This window comes from Candidatus Allofournierella merdipullorum (genome assembly GCF_048426865.1).
GTDB lineage: Bacteria > Bacillota > Clostridia > Oscillospirales > Ruminococcaceae > Allofournierella_A > Allofournierella_A merdipullorum.
Genome location: NZ_DBFNWJ010000004.1, coordinates 53,424 through 74,108, shown reverse-complemented (window position 1 = coordinate 74,108; position 20,685 = coordinate 53,424). Strand labels below are relative to the sequence as shown.

The window sequence follows — 20,685 nt, the reverse complement described above, 5'->3', positions numbered from 1 at the left end:
TCTCAGCCACAAGTATTTTATCATTTCGCATGCTCTCTGTAGAGATCAATCTGATGATTGTCAGGCTACTCAATATACTACTTCGGTGTGAAACTCGGAAAAAATCATACTGTCGCACTCGTTTCACTTCCATCAGTACGCACCTTCCCCTCGCAACACCACGCCTATAGTCTTAAAGAGAATCTTTATGTCCGTCAGAAAGCCCTGTTCTTCCACATATTTGAGATCCAGCTTCATCCATTCTTCAAAGCTCAAATTGCTGCGTCCGCTGATCTGCCAGTAACAAGTGAGACCGGGTTTTACCGCCAGTCGCCCCCAATCCCAATCGGTGTACTGCTCCACTTCACGGGGGATAGGAGGCCTTGGCCCGACGATGCTCATATCGCCTTTGAGGATGTTGATGAGCTGCGGTAACTCATCTATGCTGGTTTTGCGAATAAAGCGCCCCACCGGTGTGATGCGCGGGTCGTTCGCCATTTTGAAAGCTGGGCCGTCCACCTCATTGTATTTCTGCAGCTCTGCAAGGCGATCCTCGGCGTCTTGATACATACTGCGGAATTTGTACATGCGAAAAGTTTTTCCGTTTTTGCCCACGCGCTCCTGCCCAAAAATGGCGGGACCACCATCACAACGTTTCACCGCAATGGCAGTAATCAGCATGATGGGGCTGGCCAGCACCAGACCTATCACCACACCCACGATATCCATCGTGCGTTTAACGAATGCCCACACCGGCCCTTTGTCCGGCGTTCTTCGCACATTTACCAGTTTATAGTCTCCCGCCAGTTCCACCGTAGGCCGGCTGGGAATAAATTCGTTGTAATCCGGGATCACCGATGCTTTTGCTCCGTACCGTCCACAGGCGGCGATCATCGCACCCATGGTCTCGGTCTCAGTCCGGCGCATACAGAATACCACCTGGTCCACTGTACGAGTTGTCATTTTCTGATGGAACACATCGTAATCGCCCAGATAGGTCTCTTCCGTTTTGTCCGTGGGGGCGGTGGCAACATATCCCAACAGTCGATAGCCATACTGAGGATTTTCGCGAATATGCTGCATATAGCCACAGGCATGCTCACCGCCACCAACCACCAGTAGCGTACGGGTATTGTAGCCCAAGCTGCGGTAATGCTCCAGAATACTGCGCAGTACAACCCGCTTTGAAATGACCAGAGCCGTGCTGATTACGTAAAACATCGCCAGCGTCAGTCGCGAAAAGTCAACCATTCGGAATAGGTACAAGCCTGTTCCGATCGCCATTGTGCCAATGGCGTTTGCCGTTGCCAATGTGAAAATTTCCTGCCAGAAGTTTTGAAAGCGGAAGCTACCATACAAACGCAAAACGATATACAGTATGCACAGCGCACACGCATACAGTAACGCCCCCACCATATACTGCGGCTCAAGCAATTCATGCATGCTGAGCTGTGCGTTCGCCAAAACTCCAAGCCTCAGCCACACCGCAAGCAGGTAGGCACAAAAAACAAGCCCTGCATCCATTATGCAGTTGATGATATTTAGTAACCCTTGGTGTTTTCGGATCATAATCACATTTCTTCCTTGCATCTTGGTCGTTTGGCACGCACATCGCCGTTGGTTCTCCGTGAAAGCTATGCCAAGGCAAACATATCCGGAGGCTAAACCAGCTAAACCAAAAGGGCCAAACTACAGATACGCGGCGGATATCGCCATCATATTGATGGTTAACCGCCGCTTTTGTTTAAATCTCAAAAGCCGTCTGCTTCGGCAGAAAGAGTCTTAGCCCCTCTCTCACCCAATCTGAGCTGCTGCACACGCGCCTCCCATTAAAAGCATTCGGTTTAAATATTATACCATAATCATGCCACACTTGTACATCAAAATGCAAATTTCTCCATCATACGCTCACAGAGTTTCACATTTCATCCTCGCCGGGCGTTGTGCTTGGCGATAATGTCTTCGATCTCCCGCTCGGTGACGTCCATCTCCTGCCGGAACATCCGGGCCGACACGCGCAGGGTACCGTGGCCCAGGATGATGAGCTGCTCGGCGCCGTCGCTGGTGACTACCCGCACACGGCGTTCTTTTTCCAGCTTGGCCAGCTCATAGGTCACCTTTTCGATGTAGGCGTCGGCGGTCTCTGCCTCTTTGGTGTAGACGATCCAGACTCCGCCTTCCCGCTGCACGCCGCCGCTGCCGCCCGACACCCGATAGGCGTCGAACACCACGATAAGAGTGCATTTGTGGTAGCCCTGGTAATTGCAGAGGATCTGGATGAGCGCCTCGCGGGCAGCGGAAAGGTCCTGCGCCGCCAGTTTTTTCAGTTCCGGCCAGTCGAAGATGACATTGTAGCCGTCCACCAGCAGGTACTCCGGCGTTTTCTTCCACGGACCGGCGGGTACGGCCTGTTTCTCTTCCTTCGCACTACGGAATAGCAGCTCCCGCCGCTGCACCGGGCCGTAGGTGCGCTCGAAGATGGCCGCCAGCTGGGCATCCTCCTCAAGGCCGCCGGACGCCGGACGGGCGGCGCGCTGCGGAATGGGTGCAGCTGCCTGTTCCGGCTCTTCTCCGCCTAAGCGCACCCGGTTTTCCAGGTGCATTTTTTCAGCCGCTTCCCGCCAGAGCACCACCACCCCCGCGCCGTGGCTGCAAAACACGGAATCGGCAGGGTTTTCGGTGTCGCGCTCGGGGTCATACCCAACCGTCGCGATGACCTGCTCCGCGTTATGGCAGGGCTCATAGCCCTTCACCGTGACGCTCAGCCGTCCGTCGCCCTTGGTGTAAGCCGCCACCTGGGCGGCGTAGCCGGTCATTTCCGACACTGGTGCCGTACCAGTGAGCAAAGCGGTCTCGCCCAATGTTTCGGGCGGGTCGAACCGGCCGCTCATTCGCTGCACATCCGCCATGGCACGACCGAGGTTCGCGGCAGGCACCTCCAGCCGGAAAGAGTACCAGGGTTCCAGCAGAACATTCTCTGCCTGCATCAGGCCCTGGCGCAGCGCCCGGAAGGTGGCCTGGCGGAAGTCGCCGCCCTCGGTGTGTTTCAGGTGCGCTTTGCCCGCCGTCAGGGTGATCTTCATGTCAGTGATGGGGCTGCCGGTAAGCACGCCCGGATGCCGACGTTCCGCCAGGTGGCTCAAAATCAGCCGCTGCCAGTTGCCGTCCAGCTCGTCCTCGCTGACGGCGCTCTTCAGCACAAGGCCACTGCCCCTCTCGCCCGGCTCCAACAGGAGATGGACCTCGGCGTAATGGCGCAGGGGCTCAAAATGGCCCATACCCACCACCGGGGAAGCGACAGTCTCCTTATAAACGATGGCTCCCGGTCCAAATATTACATCAAGGTCAAAGCGGGTCTTCATCTGGCTGGCCAGCACCTGCTGCTGCACCTCGCCCATCAGCCGTACCTGCGCCCGGCCGCTGGCTTCGTTCCACTCGACCTGCAACAGCGGGTCTTCCTGCTCCAGCAGGCGGAGTTTCGCCAGCAGGTCGGTGACGTCGGTACCTTCCGGAGCAAGCACTTCGCAGGCCAGCACCGGCTCCAGCGCGGGGGCGGCGGCGTTTTCTTCCAGGCCAAGGCCCTCTCCGGGCCAGGTGTGCTCCAGACCGGTGACGGCACAGACCGTACCGGCCTCCGCTTCTGCCAGAGGCGCATACTTCGCGCCGGAATACAGCCGCAGCGCATCCGCTTTCTGCTCCCAGGCTTCACCTGCGGCGGTGACACCCTGCAGCATGGTTTTCGCCTTCAGGCTGCCGCCGGTCACTTTGATATGCGTGAGGCGAACGCCCTGTTCGTCCCGGGACACCTTGAACACCCGCGCGCCGAACTCCGCCGGATACACCGGCACCGGGGCCCAGCGGGCGATGCCGTCCAGCAGCTCGTCCACGCCCTCCAGTTTCAGGGCGGAGCCAAAAAAGCAAGGGAACAGCCGACAGGACGCAATGAGCTCCGCAGCGCGTTTCTCGCTCACCGAACCAGTGTCGATGTACTCCTCCAGGGCAGCCTCGTCCAGGCCGGCCATCTCCTCAGTGAGTTCATCTGCGGGCAGAGAGAAATCCACAAAACCTGCCTCCAGACGGGTGTTCAGCTGCTCCAGCACCGCCGCTCTGTCCGCCCCCGGCAGGTCCATCTTGTTCACGAACACAAAAGTCGGCACCCGATGGGCGCGCAGCAGATGCCACAGCGTGGACGTGTGGCTCTGCACGCCCTCCGTGCCGCTGATGACCAGCACCGCGCAGTCCAGCACCGCGAGGGTACGCTCCGCCTCGGCGGCGAAATCCACATGGCCGGGGGTGTCCAGCAGGGTCAGCACCGCGTCGGGCAGCGGAAGCACCGCCTGCTTGGCAAAGATGGTGATGCCCCGGCGGCGCTCCAGTGCGTCGGTGTCCAGAAAGGCGTCTCCGTGGTCCACACGGCCGGGCTTTTTCAGCCGCCCGCCCCTGTAGAGCAGCGCCTCGCTGAGCGTGGTCTTGCCGGCATCCACATGAGCCAGGATGCCAACGGTGATGCGTCTCATGTCGTATTCTCCCCGCTTCGTTCTCTTCTTCTGTATTGTATCATACTTTGATAAAATGTCCATTGCAACAGGAGCGCCAGATGCTTTATAATAACAGGGGCAATCCTTTGGAGGTGACCGCTGTTGCGATTCAAAATACTGAAAGGCCGGTCTGCCGGGTGGTGGGGCTGCGCCGCGGTTCTGGGTGCCGCATTCCTTGTGATGTTTTTGTTCAACATCCTCACCCCGCTGATCTCGGACGACTACACCTATCTTCTCCGCTATCCCACCAGCGAGCCGGTGGAGAATTTTGGCGATATTATTGAGTCCCAGATCGTCCACTACATGCAGTGGGGCGGGCGGACCATCGTCATCAGCCTGAACCAGATCTTTCTGTGGCTCGGCAAGTGGCTTTTTGATCCGCTGAACGCCGCCATGTTCTGCGTCTTCGTCTGGGCCAGCGCCAAGCTGGCCGTCGGTCGCCGGCCGATCCATCCCCTCCTTCTGGTGGTCGTGCTGGCCGCGCTGGTCCATTTCAATCCCTGCTTCGGCGCGGTGAACCTGTGGCTGTGCGGCTCCTGCGGGTATCTGTGGCCCCTTGCTCTGTGTCTGCTGTTCCTGCTCCCCTACCGTCTGGCTCTGGACGGACTGGAACCGCGGGGCGCTGGGGCTGCCGTGGGCATTTTCTTTCTCGGACTTGCCGCCGGCTGGGGCAACGAAAACACCAGCGGCATGGCAGTGCTGGCCGCAGCAATCTTTCTGGTCTTATTGCGTGTTTTCCTTAAAAAGGTTCCTCTGTGGGCGTGGACCGGCGCGGCAGGCTGTCTTACAGGTTTCCTTCTGCTGATGTGCGCGCCCGGACAATGGGTGCGTTTTGAATATGCCGGCAGCGACGGGCGCAGCTTTTTGACTGTATATGCTACCCGCATCATGAACGCGACCCACAGCCTGTTTCTCTACGGCGCCTGGTTGCTGATGGCCTTCGGAGCGTTGTACGGCCTGCTCATCCTGTCAAAGCCCGGCGCAAAGGCGCTGGTGCTGCCGGCGGCATTCTGTCTCCTGGGCCTGGCGGCGAACTACGCTCTGGTGCTCTCTCCCGTGTACTACATTCGTTCCTTCTACCCTGTTCTGGCGATGCTGGTCTGTGCCAATGCAAGCTGCATCGCCGCTCTGGCACAAACACGGGTGGACACGGCCCGGTTGCTGCGCGGCGCCCTTGCCGGGCTGTTCAGCGTGGTGCTCGTCTACGATCTTGCGATTGGCGGCTATGACATACTGAACTATTTCACCATGCGCCTTGTGCGGGACGGCGAGATCACCGCAGCGGTACAGGCCGGCGAGACGGACGTGGCGACCTACGCAGTTTTCCCCTACACCCGCTTCTGCGGCGCCTGGGGCCAGCCGGATATCCGTCAGGATCCCGGCAACTGGGTGAACAAAAACATGGCCCTGCACCTGGGTGCGGGCAGCATTCGCGCTGTGGAACAGCACTACTATCCCTTCCCCGGTTACGATGATTTTTCCAACACGGTGGACAAAGAGATGAGCCTCGCGCTGGAATAAAGAGCAAAAATCCCCCTGCGGATAAGACCGCAGGGGGATTTTTTGTTAATCTGCAGCAGGTTTTGCAAAGTCCGGCGTGCGGCTCTGAGGCAGAAGATAGAGCACACAGGGCAGCAGCCACAGGCACACGTTGATACAAGGCCAGGCGAAGTGTCCCTCCATAAAGGCATGGGCCAGCATCACCACGATGCAGGCGCTCTCGGTCACCGCGCCCTTTTTCATCAGCCGCCACAGCAGCACCGTCACGGCGCCCCAGAGCAGAAGGCTTTCCACCGGACCACCATAGATCCATTGGGCCACGTAGAAATTGTCCACAACAAAGCCCGAATCGGTCAGCCGCTGGCCTGCGATGGCAATGGAGCTGCCGGTCAGCGCTTGGTTGGCGAGCATCAACCGGCCGGTGAAAAGGCCGTCCAGACGCGTCCAGAAGCCGCTGTCGGCACGGTAGAGCAGGCCACTCAGGAGACTTGCCGCAAAGGCTGCCGCCGGCGCAGCGCTCACCAGCCCCCGCACCCAGACCGTTTTTGCAAGGCCCGGAGCAAAACGCAGCACTGCCGCCAGCAAGATCAGCAGCGCGATGCATACGGTGGAAGCGCGGCTGTCCGGTCCTTGGTCGCAGAACACCAGCGCCGCGGCCAGCAACGCGAAATCAAACCACTTCAGATTTTTGACCTGCCGCCAGCAGACATACATGATGCAGATGGCCAGCAGGATCGCGCCGGTAAGGTTATACCAGCCATACCCAAAACTGTCGCGGGTGCGGTCTCCGGAATTCTCTTGCAGCGTGCGGATCCATCCCATCGCGGCGCTTGTCACCACAGCCAGGAAGCTGGCCGCGCTCACCGCAAGCCCTGTTTTCAAGGCTTGCCGCATTCGTACATCCTTCGCCGCCAGGAAAAACATCATGCCTGCAACGGCCCAAAACTGACCGTTATTCAAAAACACCCATCGGAACACAAAATAGAAGCAATATCCGGCCCCCAGTTGAAGGCCCGAATAGCGGGTGAAAAACACCAGTTTCAGAATAATGAGCCAGAAATAGATGATCTCCAGCTTCGGTGCCAAGAACCCATACCACGAGGCGGTCGTCTCCCGCACATAGCTGTTCATAAAGAACATATCAAACTGCAAAAGAGCCATTGCAACGACGAACAGCCAGCTGCCGATCTGCACCCGCGTTTCGCCGCCCCAGCCACCAAACAGAAGGCGTTCATCGGTCAGCGCCGCGTGCAACTTATCCTTCCATCCGTCCTTTGCAAGAAGAGCGCACGCCCCCAGCCAAAGCAGACCGAGCGTCCAACCAATCAGGACCAGATCCAGATAACCGTAAATGCCCGTGGTAAACAATCTCGCCAAATCTTTTCTCTCCTTCGGGCCGACGCCGCCGGCGCCGCTTGTTTTTCAATTTGTGCACAAAGGCCATTTTATTCTGTGTGCATCTCAATTATAGTGGTTTTCATCCCCGTTGTCCACTTCTTCTGCGCCCGCCGTTCATTGAAATCCCGCGGGTTTTATGGTATCATAATAAGCACTTTTACGCTCCGCTGTTCTGAAAGGAGGAGTCCGCCCTGAAAGCGAAATGGAACGCGGCTCCGCTGCCCGCGAAACTGGCAGCCGCCATGGTCACGCTGGTCTTTCTGGCCATGCTGGCGCTCAACTGTCTGACGCCCTACGTGGCGGACGACTACACTTTCTCCTTCAGCTACGCCACCGGCGAGCGGCTGACCGGGCTTTGGAGCGTGCTGCAAAGCCAGTGGTACCACTACTTCCACTGGAGCGGCCGGTTTCTCATCAAGTGTCTCGCCCAGGGCTTCACCGTTCTGCCCAAGATCGTGTTCAATCTGCTGAACGCGGCGGTGTACGCCGGCCTCGGCCTTGTGCTGCACCGGCTGGCGGTGGCGCGAAAGCGGCATTTTGAGCCTGCCGTGCTTGCGCTCATCTACCTGAGTCTGTGGATGATCGCGCCGGTGTTCGGCCAGACGAACCTCTGGATGTGCGGCTCGGTGAACTACCTCTGGGCCACCTTTTTCTGTATGGCGGCGCTCATTCCCTATGCGCTGCACCTGAACCGGGCCTTTTCCGCGCGCCGCTGGCTGGCGCCGGTTTGCCTTCTGGCGGGGCTCGTTGCCGGCTGGTCCAGCGAAAACACCAGCGCCGGGCTGCTGGTGGCGCTGGTGCTGTGTGTCGGGTTCTTCCTCTGGCGTGACAAAAAAGCGCCTCTCTGGGCCTGGCTGGGCCTTGCGGGCGCGCTGCTGGGCTTCGCGCTGCTGATCCTGGCGCCGGGCAACTACCAGCGGCAGGACGCCGCCGCCGATCCCCGCGGCCCGCTGACCGTGCTGGCGGTGCGGTTCCTCTCCGCCCTAGACCAACTGGTGAGCGGCGGCGGGCTGGTGCTGCTGGTGCTTTTTGGTGTGCTCTTCTGCCTGCTGGCGATGCAGAAACCGGGCGCGGCGGGGCTGTTCCGTCCCCTCGTGTTCTTCGCCGCGGCACTGGGCGCGAATTTTGCCATGATTCTTTCGCCGGTATACTATCCCCGCTCCACCCACGGTGTGTTCACCTTCCTCACCGTCGCCTGCGCTGCCTGCGCGGTGCAGCTGGAGTGCAAAAGTGTCCGCCGTGCGCTGGCTGCCGGCGCCGCCGGGCTCACCATGGCGGCGGCAGTGCAGTTCGTCTGGGCAGGATACGACATTGCCAGTTTCTTTGTGATGAAACAGACCCGGGAACAGGCCCTGCTGGCCGAGGCGACGGCCGGGAACACCGAAGTGGTGACCTACGCCATCGAGCCTTATACCCGCTGGTGCGCCGGCTGGGGACTGCCCGACTTGCGCCAAAGCCCCGAGGACTGGGTCTGCGCAGATACCGCGAAGTACTACGGGCTGGAAAGCCTTTCGGCGGATGAAGCCCGCACCTATCCCTTCCCCGGCAAGACCAATACCGCTTTTGAGACCGGTGAGATCCCGGACATCTGACAGAAAAACCGAGGCCCCGCGGGCAGCTGCCCGCGGGGCCTTAAGTTTTGTTTACAGTGTTCCGCCGTTGATGAGGTATTCCGCCAGTTCCACATCGTCTTTATCCACAAAGATCTTGTATTCGGTGGCGGCACGGGTGAGGAACGGGAGCACCTGCCCGTTCATGGCGCGGGGCATCAGGTCATCGGTGTGCTGGCGCACCCAGAATTTCACGCCGCCCTCCTGCAGGGCCATGCGGGCCGCCCCCACCTGCACCGCATCGTAGGTATACAAGACCAACCGCTTGCGAAAAAAGCCTGCCAGGAATTTCATACGCATCCTCCTTTGAGCGGATGTGAGGGTTTCAGCGGGTGTAGATGCTCAGGATATTCAGCAGGATCTCCACGCTCTTGTCCATCTTCTCAGCGGTGATGTACTCGCAGGGGCCGTGGAAATTGAAGCCGCCGGTGCCGAGGTTGGGGCAGGGCAGCCCCATAAAAGACAGCCGCGCCCCGTCGGTGCCGCCGCGGATGGGCACGATCTTCGGCTCCAGCCCCGCCTGCTTCACCGCCAGCTGGGCGTTCTCGATCAGGTGATAGTGGGGCAGGATCTCCTGCTCCATGTTGTAGTAGCTGTCCTTCAGTTCCAGCTCTACGGTGCCCGCGCCGTACTTTGCGTTGATGGCATCTGCGGCGGCAGTCATCGCGGCCTTGCGGGCATTGAATTTCTCCATATCATGGTCGCGGATGATGTACTCCAGCTTCGCCTCGCTCACCGTGCCGCTCATCTCACACAGGTGATAGAAGCCCTCGGTGCCCTCGGTGTGCTCCGGGCGCTCGTCGGCGGGCAGCATGGCGTGCAGCTCCATGGCGATGTTCTGGGCGTTCTTCATCAGGTCTTTGGCACTGCCGGGATGCACCGAGAAACCGTGAATCGTAACGAAAGCCGAAGCGGCGTTGAAGTTCTGATACTCCAGCTCGCCCACGTCGCCGCCGTCCACCGTGTAAGCATAGTCGGCGCCGAAGCCCTTGACGTCGAACAGGTCGGCGCCCTCGCCCACCTCCTCGTCGGGGGTGAAGGCCACGCAGACCTTGCCGTGGGCGATGTCCTCCTTCTGCAGCCGTTCCACGGCGGTGAGGATCTCCGCAATACCCGCCTTGTCGTCCGCGCCCAACAGGGTGGTGCCGTCGGCGGTGATGAGGGTCTGGCCCTTCCAGTTCGCCAGCTCGGGGAACTGCGCCACCCGCATATACTCGCCGGTGCCGGTGAACAGAACGTCGCCGCCGTCGTAGTTCTCGATGACCTGGGGCTTCACATTCTCGCCCGGGGCGTCGGGGGCGGTGTCCATATGAGCGATGAGGCCGATGGCGGGTTTATCCTCCAGACCGGGGGTAGCGGGCAATACCCCGTAGACGTAGCAATTCTCGTCCACCCGCACATCCTGCAGGCCCAGCTCCTTCATCTGCTGTTCCAGCAGACGGGCCAGGTCAAACTGGCGGGCGGTGCTGGGGTGGGTGGCGCTGTGGTCGTCGGAAGTGGTGTAGATTTTCGCGTAATCAAGGAAACGCTCGTAGGCGCGCATGGGCTTCGCCCTCCTTACTTTTCTTTGCTTGTATTGTAGCACAGGGCGGGCAAAATAGAAAGGGGCGTGCCGGAGCGTCGAAATCGCGCCGTCCCCTTGGAAATTTGTTACTTTTATGATATGATTGTTACCGTATATGACTAAGGAACGCGCGCCTGCGCACAAAGATATACCTTTTGGGAGGTTTAAAAAGAATGAACAGCAGCTATTTTAGCGGCAAGACCCTTCTCATCACCGGCGGCACCGGCAGCTTCGGCAACACGGTGCTCAAGCATTTTCTGGCCAGCGACATCGGCGAGATCCGCATTTTCAGCCGCGACGAAAAGAAGCAGGACGACATGCGCCATGAGGTGCAGCAGAAGCACCCGGAACTGGCGGGCAAACTGCGTTTTTACATCGGCGACGTGCGGGACATCTCCAGCGTGCGCAGCGCGGTGCGGGGCGTAGACTACATCTTCCATGCCGCGGCCCTGAAGCAGGTGCCCAGCTGTGAGTTCTTCCCCATGGAGGCCGTGCGCACCAACATCATCGGCACCGACAACGTGCTCACCGCCGCCATCGACGCGGGCGTGAAAAAGGTAGTGTGCCTTTCCACCGACAAGGCCGCCTACCCCATCAACGCCATGGGCATCTCCAAGGCCATGATGGAAAAGGTCATTGGCGCGAAAGCCCGCACCGTCAAGGCGGAGGACACCACCATCTGCTGCACCCGCTACGGCAACGTGATGTGCAGCCGGGGCAGCGTCATTCCCCTGTTCATCGACCAGATCAAGGCGGGCAAGCCCATCACCATCACCGACCCGGACATGACCCGCTTTCTGATGAACCTGGACGAGGCGGTAGACCTGGTTCAGTTCGCCTTTGAGCACGCCAACCCCGGCGACCTGTTCGTGCAGAAGAGCGATTCCTGCACCATCGGCGTGCTGGCCAAGGCGGTGCAGCAGCTGTTCGGCGACACCGGCACCCAGATCATCGGCACCCGCCACGGCGAGAAGCTCTACGAGACGCTGATGACCAAAGAGGAGCGGGTGCGCAGCGAGGACATGGGCGGCTACTTCCGCGTGTCCGCCGACGGCCGTGACCTGAACTACGATAAGTTCGTGGTGAAGGGCGAGGTGCACACCCAGGCGGACGAGAGCTACACCAGCCACAACACCCGTCTGCTGACCGTGGAGGAGACGGTGGCCAAGATCATGACCACCGAGTACGTGCAGAATGAGCTTGCCAACTGGGGCAAATAACGCTTTTATTTCTTGAAAGGGACGGCGAACCATGCACAAAAACACCCCCATCCTCATCACCGGCGCCGGAGGTTTCATCGGCAAGAACCTGGTGGCCACGCTGAAGGCCCAGGGCTTTGCCGACTTGATGCTGTTTGAAAAGGACGACACCCCCGAGACCCTGGCGGAGTACGCCGCCAGGGCGGGCTTTGTGTTCCATCTGGCGGGCATCAACCGCCCCAAGGACCCCAGCGAGTTCTATGCCGGCAACTCCGGGCTCACCGACGTGCTGCTGGAGCTGCTTGCAAAGGCGGAAAAACCAGCCCCGGTGCTGGTGACCAGCAGCACCCAGGCCGCTTTGGACAACGACTACGGCAAGAGCAAGGCCATGGCGGAGGCGGCGGTGTACGCCTACGGCGAAAAGACCGGCGCGCCGGTGTATGTGTTCCGGCTGCCGGGGGTGTTCGGCAAATGGTGCCGCCCCAACTACAACAGCGTGGTGGCCACCTTCTGCCACAACGCGGCCTACGGCCTGCCCCTGGAGGTGCGGGACCCGGCCTATTCCCTGCCTTTGGTTTACATCGACGACGTGGTGCGCGCCTTCATCGCCGCCATGGACGGCGAGACCGTCACCGACGGCGAAACGCCCGCCCACTGCCGTGTGGAGCCGGAACATGTGACCACCCTGGGCCACCTGGCCGGGGTCATCGGCGGCTTTGCGGAAAACCGCAAGACCCTGGAAGCGCCGTATCTTGCGGCGGGCAGCCTTGAAAAGAAACTCTATTCCACCTGGCTGTCCTACCTGCCCACCGACCAGTTCTCCTACCCGCTGAACATGCATTGCGACGCCCGGGGCAGCTTTACCGAGTTCCTGCGCACCCCCGAGCGTGGCCAGGTGAGCGTGAATATCTCGAAGCCCGGCATCGTGAAGGGCAACCACTGGCATCACTCCAAGAACGAGAAGTTCCTGGTGGTGAGCGGCCGGGGCGTCATCCGCTTCCGCAAGCCGGACGAGGAGACGGTTTACGAATACTTTGTCTCCGGCGACAAGCTGGAGGTGGTGGACATTCCCACCGGCTACACCCACAACATCGAGAATCTGGGCGAGGGTGACATGGTGACCCTGATGTGGGCAAACGAGGCCTTTGACCCCGAGAACCCTGACACCATCCCCCTGGAGGTGTGACCGATGGCGCAGGCTGCCTCTGAGCCGGCAAAGCCGACGGTACGCATCGGGTTTACCGCGTTCCACTGTGATTTTGACCCTCAGCACAATCTCATTACCGACCTGCTGCGCCGGCGCTTTGACGTGCAGGTGTGCGACGAGCCGGACTTTATGTTCTGCGCCGACTTCTGGTTCGGCGCCCACCGGTTCGATTTGAACAAGCTGGAGTGTGTGCGCATCGGCTACACCGGCGAAAACGACAACGCGAATTTTTCCGCCTTTGACTATTTCATCGGGTTCGAATACATCGATTACCCCGACCGGTATTTCCGCTGCCCGAACCTGCTGTTTGAATGTGACCTGTCCGACTGGCAGCCGCTGGAGGATGTGGACGCTTTTGCCGCGTCCAAGACCCGCTTTTGCAATTTCTGCTTCAGCCACCCCTCCGAGAACGGCGTCCGGGAGGACATGGCGCGCCTTTTGAGCGCCTACAAAGAGGTGGACTGCTGCGGCCCCATCCTCAACAACACCCAGCCGGGGGTGGACCCGGAGCTCTGCCGCATCCCCCGGAACGAGAAGTCCCGCCGGGTGTCCGAGAGCCGCTTCACCATCTGCTGCGAGAGCACCAGCCGGCCGGGCTTCGTCACCGAAAAGATTTGGGAAGCCTTGAAGAACCACAGCGTCCCCATTTACTACGGCGACGAGACCGTCACCCGCATCTTCAACCCCAAGGCTTTTGTGAACCTGCACGACTTCGCCTCGCTGGAGGAGGCGGCGGAGTTCATCCGCCGGCTGGACGCCGACGAAGCAGCCTACCGGGAAATGCTGGCTCAGCCGCCCTTTGCGGAAGGTTTCGACCGGGACGCCACCTTCGACGCCTTTGAGGAGTTTTTGGCCCACATCGTTTCCCAGGAGCCGAAAGCCGCCCTGCGGCGGCCGGTCAGCTTCATGCCGGCGGACATGAACGATTATCTCGCCCTGCTCAAGCCCTACGCCCAAAAGCTGGACGTCAAGGAGCAGCGCGTCGCCCGCTGGCGGCGGCGCTGGTACTGGGGACTGGTGCTTCTGCGGCGGTTCGTGCCCGGCCTTGTGCCTGAGCCGGACCGCGGGATGCTGAACTTTTATTACAAGCGACATGAGCGCGCCATGAAAAAGGAGTAAACGCCGATGAACAAGCTGAAACTGATGACCATCGTGGGCACCCGGCCGGAGATCATCCGACTGGCGGCGGTGATCAAAAAGTGCGATAAATACTTCGATCAGATCCTGGTCCACACCGGCCAGAACTACGACTATACCCTCAACGGCATCTTCTTCGAGGATCTGGGTCTGCGCGCGCCGGACTTTTATCTGGACGCGGTGGGCGGCGATCTCGGCGAGACCATCGGCAACATCATTGCCAAAAGCTACAAGCTGATGGTGGAGCAAAAACCCGACGCCCTGCTTATCTTAGGCGACACCAACAGCTGCCTTTCCGCCATCAGCGCCAAGCGGCTGCACATTCCCATCTTCCACATGGAAGCGGGCAACCGCTGCTTCGACGAGTGCCTGCCGGAGGAGACCAACCGCCGCATCGTGGACCACATCGCCGACGTGAACCTGTGCTACTCTGAGCACGCCCGCCGCTATCTGAACGCCGAGGGCACCGCCAAGGAGCGCACCTACGTCACCGGCAGCCCCATGGCGGAGGTTCTGCACGCGAATCTTGAGGCCATCGAGGCTTCGCCCATTCTGGAAAAGCTGGGCCTTGAGGCGCACAAATACATGCTGCTTTCCGCCCACCGGGAGGAGAACATCGACACCGAGAAGAACTTCCTCGACCTGTTCACCTCCATCAACGCGCTGGCCGAGAAGTACGACATGCCCATCCTCTACTCCTGCCATCCCCGCAGCCGCAAGCGGCTGGAAGCCATGGGCTTCAAGCTGGACGAGCGGGTGCGCCTGCACGAGCCTCTGGGCTTTCATGACTATAACCATCTGCAGATGAACGCTTTTTGCGTCATCTCCGACTCCGGCACCCTGCCGGAGGAATCCAGCTTCTTCACCAGCGTGGGCCATCCCTTCCCCGCTGTATGCATCCGCACCTCCACCGAGCGCCCCGAGGCGCTGGACAAGGGCTGCTTCATCCTGGCGGGCATCGCCGCCGGCGGCGTGGAGCAGGCGGTGGAGACCGCCGTGGCCATGAACGAGAACGGCGACCTGGGTATCCCCGTGCCCTGCTATGTGGAGGATGTGTCCACCAAGGTGGTCAAAATCATCCAGAGCTACGTGGGCGTGGTCAACAAGATGGTCTGGCGCAAGGGCTGATATGGAAGAAACAAAAAAGCTGCTCATCGTCACCCAGCATTTCTGGCCGGAGGCCTTCCGGGTCAACGACCTGGCCGCCGGCTTTCTTGAGCGCGGCTATGAAGTGGACGTGCTCTGCGGGCTGCCCAACTACCCCAAGGGGGAGTGGTTTAGCGGCTACCGCTACACCGGTCCCCGGCGGGAGACCCACGACGGGGTGAACATCATCCGGGCGGGAGAAATTCGCCGCAAGGGCAACACCGGCGCGCGCATCTTCCTCAACTACGTCAGCTGGCCGGTGTGCGCCGTGTTCAATCTCTGGCGGCTGAAAGGCTCCTACGCGGCGGTGCTGTGCTACAACACCAGCCCGGTACTGATGAACCTGCCCGCCATTCTCTACACCAAGACCCACCGAGTGCCCCTGACCAGCTATGTGCTGGACATCTGGCCGGAAAATCTCTACAGTGTGCTTCCGGTGAAAAACCGCTTTCTGCGGGGCGTCGCCCGCTGGGTGAGCGACTGGCACTACCGCCGCTGCGACCGGCTCATCGCCATGAGCGAGAGCCTGCGCCGCCGCCTGTGCGAGCGCACGGGCAAACCGGAAACGGCGGTGGCGGTCATCCCCCAGCACTGCGAGGATTTTTACGCCGTGCCCATTCACGATGAAACCCTGGCCGCCCGCTTTGCCGGGCGGTTCAACATCGTGTTCACCGGCAACTTCAGCCCCGCCCAGAGCCTTGAGACCGTCATCCAAGCGGCGGTGAAAGCCCGGCGGCAGGGGGCGGACACATTGCGCCTCGTGCTGGTGGGGGACGGCATGAGCGCCGACTCCCTCAAGGCGCTGGCAAAAGAGCTGGACGCCGGCGACACGGTGGAGTTTTTGCCCAGCGTGCGCCCGCAGCAGATCCCCGCCTACACGGCCCAGGCGGACGCGCTGGTGGCCAGCCTGTCGGACAGCCCGGACCTCGGCATGACAGTGCCCGCCAAAATTGCCAGCTACATGGCGGCGGCAAAGCCGCTGCTTGTCAGCATGAACGGCGAGGGCGCAGCCGCGGTGGCCGAGGCCGGCTGCGGCCTTGTGAGCCCCGCCGCCGACGTGGACGCGTTGGCGGCCAACATGGCGGCTCTGTGCGCCGCATCGGCGGACAAGCGGGCAGAAATGGGCCGCAAGGCCTTTGCCTATTACGAAACACATTACCGCCGCCGGGCCGTTCTGGACCGGCTGGAAAAATTTATCCTGCGAGGTAACCAAGAGTGAAGATCCTGGTCATCATTCCCTGCTACAACGAGTCGGAGAACATCGCCAAAGTGGTGCGCCGGCTGCGCGAGACCTGCCCGGCGGCGGACTACGTGGTGGTAAACGACTGCTCCACCGACAAAAGCGTCCAGGTGCTGAAAGCCGAGGGCTGCAACTATCTGGACCTGCCCGTAAATCTGGGCATCGGCGGCGGCGTGCAGTGCGGCTACCGCTACGCGGTGGAGCACGGCTACGACGTGACGGTGCAGATGGACGGCGACGGCCAGCATGACCCCGCCTATCTGCAGGCGGTCATCGCGCCGGTTCTGGCCGGGCATCTGGACATGTGCATCGGCAGCCGCTTCATCACCAAAGAAGGCTTTCAGACCAGCTTTATGCGCCGGGTGGGCATCCGCTTTTTGAGCAGCCTGCTCCATGTGCTCACCGGCTGCAAGGTGCTGGACGTGACCAGCGGCTACCGGGCCTGCGGCAAGGCCCTCACCGCCCGTTTTGCCCAGTGCTACGCCCAGGACTACCCCGAGCCGGAGGCCATCCTGCGGGCGGTGTGCGAGGGCTACAAGGTGGGCGAAGTGCCCGTGGTCATGGCCGAGCGCCAGGGCGGCAAATCCAGCATCAACGCTCTCAAGAGCGTCTACTACATGGTGAAGGTGAGCCTTTCGCTGGTCATCTACCGGTTGTGCTTCACCAAAAAGGACAAAAGGAGGAACGAGGCATGAACGACCTGCTCTATCCCCTGCTTGCGGTGGGGGACCTTGTTTTCCTGTTCCTCATTTTCCTTTTCGTCAAGCGCGGCCGGCTGAGCGTGCGGTTCAGCCTTGCGTGGTTCGCGCTGGGCGGCGTGCTTTTGGTGTTCGCCGCCTTCCCGCTGGTGGCCAAGATGCTGCGGGCGCTGCTTCGCTTCGAAGTGGTCTCCAACATGGTGTTCACCATGCTGTTCGGTTTTGTGCTGCTGGTGCTGCTCATCCTTTCGGCCACCGCCAGCACCCAGACCGAAGAGATCAAGCGCCTGACCCAGCACAATGCCATCCTGGAGCACCGGGTGCGGCAGCTGGAAGAGGCTCTCAAGACCCGCGAGGCCGAAGGCAGCGCGGAGAAGCCTTCCGACAGCCGGTGACGGGTCGGATACATGTCCGGTCTATGCTGATAAGCGAAGAGCCGGACCCCCGGCAGAATCAAACGCGGTGAGGTGTGAGGCGCGATGGATTTTAATACCCCCATCTTTCTGGGCTTCTTTGCGGCAGCGGCCCTGTTGACCTATTGTGTGCCCCGGCAGTTGAAACCCTATCTGCTGCTGGTCGCCAGCTACATCTTTTACATGTACAAGCCGGAGAACGCCCGGCTTGTGGCGTTGCTTGTGAGCGTCACGGTGGTCACCTGGTGCGCCGGTGTGGCGCTGGGCAGCCGCAAGCTGCGGAATGTCTGGGCCCGCCGGGCCTTTTTGTGGCTGGCGCTGGCGGTGTGTCTGGGCATTCTGTTCTTCTTCAAATACTTCAACTTCTTCGGCCAGCTGGCGGCGGACATCGGCGGTATGTTCGGCGGCAGCGGAAACTTCGCCCGGCTGGATCTCATTGCGCCGCTGGGCCTTTCCTACTTCACATTCCAGAGCCTGGGCTACGTCATCGACGTCTATCAGCACAAGACGAAGCCCCAGCTGAACCTCTTCAAATACGCGCTGTTCGTCAGCTTCTTTGCCTGCATCTTTACCGGCCCCATCGAGCGGGCGGAGCATCTGATGCCCCAGCTGGAGAATCCCAAGCCCTTCAGCTATTCCCGCATGGCGGGCGGCGCCTTCCGCATGCTGTGGGGCTACTTCAAGAAGATGGTCCTGGCGGACGGCATCGGCCAGTTCGTCAGCGCCGTGTACGGCGGGGCGAACACCGCTGCTGGGCCCTATCTGGTGGCGGCCAGCCTTTTGTTCAGCTATCAGATCTATCTGGATTTCTCCGGCTGCTGCGACATCGCCATCGGCGGCGCGCGCATTCTGGGCATCGACCTGCTCGAAAACTTCAACCGCCCCTTCGCGGCCACCAGCTACACCGAGCTGTGGAACCGCTGGCACATGAGCCTGACCAACTGGTTCCGGGATTATATCTTCACCCCTCTGGCCTTTTATAACCGGGGCCTGCCCGGCGTGTGGGGCAAGCTGCAGGGCTGGTTCAACGTGTTCATCATCTTCCCCATCAGCGGCCTGTGGCACGGGGCCAGCTGGGGCTATGTCATCTGGGGCGTGCTGAACGGCCTGTTCCTGGTGGTGGGCAAAGCCACCGCCAAAAAGCGGCGCAAGCTGGCCAAAAAGAACCCCCTCTACCGCGCAAAGCCCGTCAAGGACTTCATCCAGCGGGCCATCGTCTACCTGCTGTTCACCTTCTGCATCGTGTTCTTTGCCGCCGACCTCTACGGCGCCACGGCGGGCACGGTGTTTGCCGGCATGTTCCGCGGCTGGGACATCGGCCTGAGCGCCTTCGTTGCCGGCGTGCTGGACCGCGGCCTGACGCTGCAGCTCATTGCGGTGCTTGTGGGCGGCTGCGCGCTGGTGGAACTGGTGGAATGGCGCGGCCCGGTGGCGGAGTGGATCCGCCGCCAGTGGTTCGTCATCCGCTGGCCGCTGTACTACCTGCTGGCACTGGCCATCCTTTTCTTCGCAGCCTTCGGCCAGTCCGCTTTCATCTACCAGCAGTATTGAGGGAGGCGCAGACATGAAAAAACGGAATTCTCCCCTGCGCTTTCTCGGGGTGCGCCTGTTGACCTTTGCCGAGATCGGCCTCAAATTCTGCCTGTTTTTGCCCATCCTGCTGTTCATGGTGTGGTTCAACTACAAGGTGGACGTGAGCGGTCTGTTCCAGGGCGAGCTGGCTCCCCGCCAGGTGGCGAACCTGCTGCTGGAGGGCAGCACCGTCTCCGGCTATGACCAGATGGACGAGCGGCAGGTGCTGGAAGTGTACGCCCAGAACCTGACCGAGGCACCTGACACGCTGGCTCTGGGCTCCAGCCGAGTGCTGCAGCTCAGCGAAGATCTGGTGGGCGGCGGCAGCTTCTTCAACGCCGGCATCAGCGGCGCGGGCCCCATGGACATTATGAGCATCTGGTACCTCTTTGAGCGGGAGGACAAGCTGCCTCAAAACCTCATTCTGGAAGTGGACCCCTGGCTGTTCAACGCCGACCCGGACATCAACCGCAACTCCGACTCGGAGCTGTTCGCCGAGTTTCTGGAAAAGGGCCTGGGCATCAACGCGGACTACGAAGAGCCGGACACGGTGGAACTGTGGAAAGCGCTGGTGGACCCGGCTTACTTCCAGGGCAACGTGACCTACTACCTCAAGCAGCGCCAGACCGGCGCGGTGCTCACCGAGGAAGGGCAGGACATTCCCTTCAAGGCCGTCACCGGCAGCATCGAAAATCTGGACTACGCGGTGAAGCGCTCGGACGGCAGCATCCAGTACCCCGTGAACTTCCGCAGCTGGAACTACGACCAGGTGATGGCCGAGGTGCTGGCCCAGGCGGGCACGCTGAACGCCCTCCACGGCTTCGAGCAGATGGACGCCTACTGGACCGGCCTGTTCAGCCGTTTCATTGAGCATGTACAGGCAAAGGGCGTGAACGTGGTGTTCCTGATGACCCCCTACCACCCCTTCATCGCCCTGCACGTCTACAACAACCCCCAGGGGCTCACCGGCTTCTTTGAGGTGGAACCCTGGGTGCGCGAGTTTGCCGCAAAGCACGGCATCCCGGTCTACGGCAGCTACCACGCCGGACGGGTGGGCGTGCAGGAGAGCATGTTCTTTGACGGGCTGCACTGCAAGCCCGAGGCCCTGCGGCTGATGTTCCCGGGCATCGAAGATGCGCTGGCGGGCGGCCAGACCGCCTACGAGCAGCTGTATCTCCAGGAGTACGGCGAGACCGAAAACAGCGCGAACGCCCTCATCGGCTACGACGCCGTCTGCGTTGTGGTGGATGAGGAATGGCTGGCCCAGGCTGAGGCCGCCACACCGGGGCTTTAAATCACCGTTTTGCCGGGGCCGAAGGGCCCCGGCTTTTTTTGAAAATTGCCGCTTGACAAACTTGCTTTCCCAAGGTAAAATGGTAGCATTATAAACGATGCGCAGATGGGGAGAAAGCCCGGGCAAAGCGTTTTTCAGAGAGCCGCCGGTTGGTGCGAGGCGGCAGCGCGGCGCGGGTATACTGGCCCCG

16 protein-coding genes are annotated in these 20,685 nt (G+C 60.8%); 11 read left to right on the top strand and 5 right to left on the bottom strand.

Features of this window, described 5'->3' with window-relative positions:
* Positions 1-132: 132 nt before the first annotated feature.
* Complete coding sequence (locus ACMNAY_RS01070; RefSeq protein WP_418718056.1) at positions 133-1,548, bottom strand: sugar transferase; 1,416 nt, start codon at positions 1,546-1,548, stop codon at positions 133-135.
* A 356-nt stretch (positions 1,549-1,904) separates the two neighbouring features.
* Positions 1,905-4,496, bottom strand: coding sequence for an NYN domain-containing protein (locus ACMNAY_RS01065; protein WP_418718055.1), 2,592 nt, complete (start codon positions 4,494-4,496; stop codon positions 1,905-1,907).
* Positions 4,497-4,619: 123 nt separating this feature from the next.
* Here ACMNAY_RS01065 and ACMNAY_RS01060 point away from each other — a divergent pair, with 123 nt between their 5' ends.
* The gene (locus ACMNAY_RS01060; protein WP_418718054.1) at positions 4,620-6,038 is read left to right on the top strand and encodes a DUF6056 family protein; all 1,419 of its coding nucleotides are present in this window, start codon (positions 4,620-4,622) and stop codon (positions 6,036-6,038) included.
* A 45-nt stretch (positions 6,039-6,083) separates the two neighbouring features.
* Here the strand turns inward: ACMNAY_RS01060 and ACMNAY_RS01055 are convergent, their stop codons facing one another.
* Positions 6,084-7,394 (bottom strand): hypothetical protein, encoded by a 1,311-nt coding sequence (locus ACMNAY_RS01055; RefSeq protein ID WP_418718053.1) that lies wholly within the window; start codon positions 7,392-7,394, stop codon positions 6,084-6,086.
* Between the two features lie 263 nt (positions 7,395-7,657).
* Here ACMNAY_RS01055 and ACMNAY_RS01050 point away from each other — a divergent pair, with 263 nt between their 5' ends.
* Positions 7,658-9,007 (top strand): DUF6056 family protein, encoded by a 1,350-nt coding sequence (locus tag ACMNAY_RS01050; RefSeq protein ID WP_418718052.1) that lies wholly within the window; start codon positions 7,658-7,660, stop codon positions 9,005-9,007.
* 51 nt (positions 9,008-9,058) lie between these two features.
* Here ACMNAY_RS01050 and ACMNAY_RS01045 read toward each other — a convergent pair whose 3' ends face one another.
* Both ACMNAY_RS01045 and pepT read right to left on the bottom strand, forming a co-directional pair.
* Positions 9,059-9,319 (bottom strand): hypothetical protein, encoded by a 261-nt coding sequence (locus tag ACMNAY_RS01045; RefSeq protein ID WP_394968313.1) that lies wholly within the window; start codon positions 9,317-9,319, stop codon positions 9,059-9,061.
* Between the two features lie 31 nt (positions 9,320-9,350).
* Positions 9,351-10,568, bottom strand: coding sequence for a peptidase T (pepT, locus tag ACMNAY_RS01040; protein WP_418718051.1), 1,218 nt, complete (start codon positions 10,566-10,568; stop codon positions 9,351-9,353).
* A 194-nt stretch (positions 10,569-10,762) separates the two neighbouring features.
* On the opposite strand from pepT, the gene ACMNAY_RS01035 reads away from it, so the two are divergent.
* The 9 genes from ACMNAY_RS01035 (at position 10,763) to ACMNAY_RS00995 (ending at position 20,495) form a co-directional block, all read left to right on the top strand.
* On the top strand, positions 10,763-11,809 hold the full coding sequence (locus ACMNAY_RS01035) for a polysaccharide biosynthesis protein (RefSeq protein WP_418718050.1): 1,047 nt from the start codon (positions 10,763-10,765) through the stop codon (positions 11,807-11,809).
* A 31-nt stretch (positions 11,810-11,840) separates the two neighbouring features.
* On the top strand, positions 11,841-12,974 hold the full coding sequence (locus tag ACMNAY_RS01030; protein ID WP_418718049.1) for an NAD-dependent epimerase/dehydratase family protein: 1,134 nt from the start codon (positions 11,841-11,843) through the stop codon (positions 12,972-12,974).
* Positions 12,975-12,977: 3 nt separating this feature from the next.
* Positions 12,978-14,114, top strand: coding sequence for a glycosyltransferase family 10 domain-containing protein (locus tag ACMNAY_RS01025; protein ID WP_394976044.1), 1,137 nt, complete (start codon positions 12,978-12,980; stop codon positions 14,112-14,114).
* Between the two features lie 6 nt (positions 14,115-14,120).
* Positions 14,121-15,260 carry a non-hydrolyzing UDP-N-acetylglucosamine 2-epimerase gene (wecB, locus tag ACMNAY_RS01020; RefSeq protein ID WP_418718048.1) on the top strand — a complete coding sequence of 380 codons (1,140 nt, stop codon included), beginning with the start codon at positions 14,121-14,123 and terminating at the stop codon, positions 15,258-15,260.
* 1 nt (position 15,261) lies between these two features.
* The gene (locus ACMNAY_RS01015) at positions 15,262-16,497 is read left to right on the top strand and encodes a glycosyltransferase family 4 protein (RefSeq protein WP_418718047.1); all 1,236 of its coding nucleotides are present in this window, start codon (positions 15,262-15,264) and stop codon (positions 16,495-16,497) included.
* Positions 16,494-17,213: a glycosyltransferase family 2 protein gene (locus tag ACMNAY_RS01010; RefSeq protein WP_394968325.1), complete on the top strand. Its 720-nt coding sequence runs from the start codon at positions 16,494-16,496 to the stop codon at positions 17,211-17,213. Before ACMNAY_RS01015 ends, ACMNAY_RS01010 begins: the two co-directional genes overlap by 4 nt.
* A complete protein-coding gene (locus ACMNAY_RS01005) occupies positions 17,210-17,611 on the top strand; it encodes a DUF2304 domain-containing protein (protein ID WP_394968327.1) in 402 nt (133 codons plus the stop codon). The genes ACMNAY_RS01010 and ACMNAY_RS01005 overlap by 4 nt, the downstream gene beginning before the upstream one ends.
* 84 nt (positions 17,612-17,695) lie before the next feature.
* Positions 17,696-19,180: an MBOAT family O-acyltransferase gene (locus tag ACMNAY_RS01000; protein WP_418718046.1), complete on the top strand. Its 1,485-nt coding sequence runs from the start codon at positions 17,696-17,698 to the stop codon at positions 19,178-19,180.
* A 13-nt stretch (positions 19,181-19,193) separates the two neighbouring features.
* On the top strand, positions 19,194-20,495 hold the full coding sequence (locus tag ACMNAY_RS00995; RefSeq protein ID WP_418718045.1) for a hypothetical protein: 1,302 nt from the start codon (positions 19,194-19,196) through the stop codon (positions 20,493-20,495).
* The last annotated feature ends 190 nt before the right edge of the window (positions 20,496-20,685 follow it).

What these genes read in the sequence shown, in the direction of transcription:
- ACMNAY_RS01000 (WP_418718046.1), top strand. Translation starts at nt 17,696, where the DNA reads ATGGATTTTAATACCCCCATCTTTCTGGGCTTCTTTGCGGCAGCGGCC.
- ACMNAY_RS01035 (WP_418718050.1), top strand. Translation starts at nt 10,763, where the DNA reads ATGAACAGCAGCTATTTTAGCGGCAAGACCCTTCTCATCACCGGCGGC.
- ACMNAY_RS01050 (WP_418718052.1), top strand. Translation starts at nt 7,658, where the DNA reads ATGGTCACGCTGGTCTTTCTGGCCATGCTGGCGCTCAACTGTCTGACG.
- ACMNAY_RS00995 (WP_418718045.1), top strand. Translation starts at nt 19,194, where the DNA reads ATGAAAAAACGGAATTCTCCCCTGCGCTTTCTCGGGGTGCGCCTGTTG.
- ACMNAY_RS01070 (WP_418718056.1), bottom strand. Translation starts at nt 1,548, where the DNA reads ATGATCCGAAAACACCAAGGGTTACTAAATATCATCAACTGCATAATG.
- pepT (WP_418718051.1), bottom strand. Translation starts at nt 10,568, where the DNA reads ATGCGCGCCTACGAGCGTTTCCTTGATTACGCGAAAATCTACACCACT.
- ACMNAY_RS01045 (WP_394968313.1), bottom strand. Translation starts at nt 9,319, where the DNA reads ATGAAATTCCTGGCAGGCTTTTTTCGCAAGCGGTTGGTCTTGTATACC.
- wecB (WP_418718048.1), top strand. Translation starts at nt 14,121, where the DNA reads ATGAACAAGCTGAAACTGATGACCATCGTGGGCACCCGGCCGGAGATC.
- ACMNAY_RS01005 (WP_394968327.1), top strand. Translation starts at nt 17,210, where the DNA reads ATGAACGACCTGCTCTATCCCCTGCTTGCGGTGGGGGACCTTGTTTTC.
- ACMNAY_RS01065 (WP_418718055.1), bottom strand. Translation starts at nt 4,496, where the DNA reads ATGAGACGCATCACCGTTGGCATCCTGGCTCATGTGGATGCCGGCAAG.
- ACMNAY_RS01025 (WP_394976044.1), top strand. Translation starts at nt 12,978, where the DNA reads ATGGCGCAGGCTGCCTCTGAGCCGGCAAAGCCGACGGTACGCATCGGG.
- ACMNAY_RS01030 (WP_418718049.1), top strand. Translation starts at nt 11,841, where the DNA reads ATGCACAAAAACACCCCCATCCTCATCACCGGCGCCGGAGGTTTCATC.
- ACMNAY_RS01015 (WP_418718047.1), top strand. Translation starts at nt 15,262, where the DNA reads ATGGAAGAAACAAAAAAGCTGCTCATCGTCACCCAGCATTTCTGGCCG.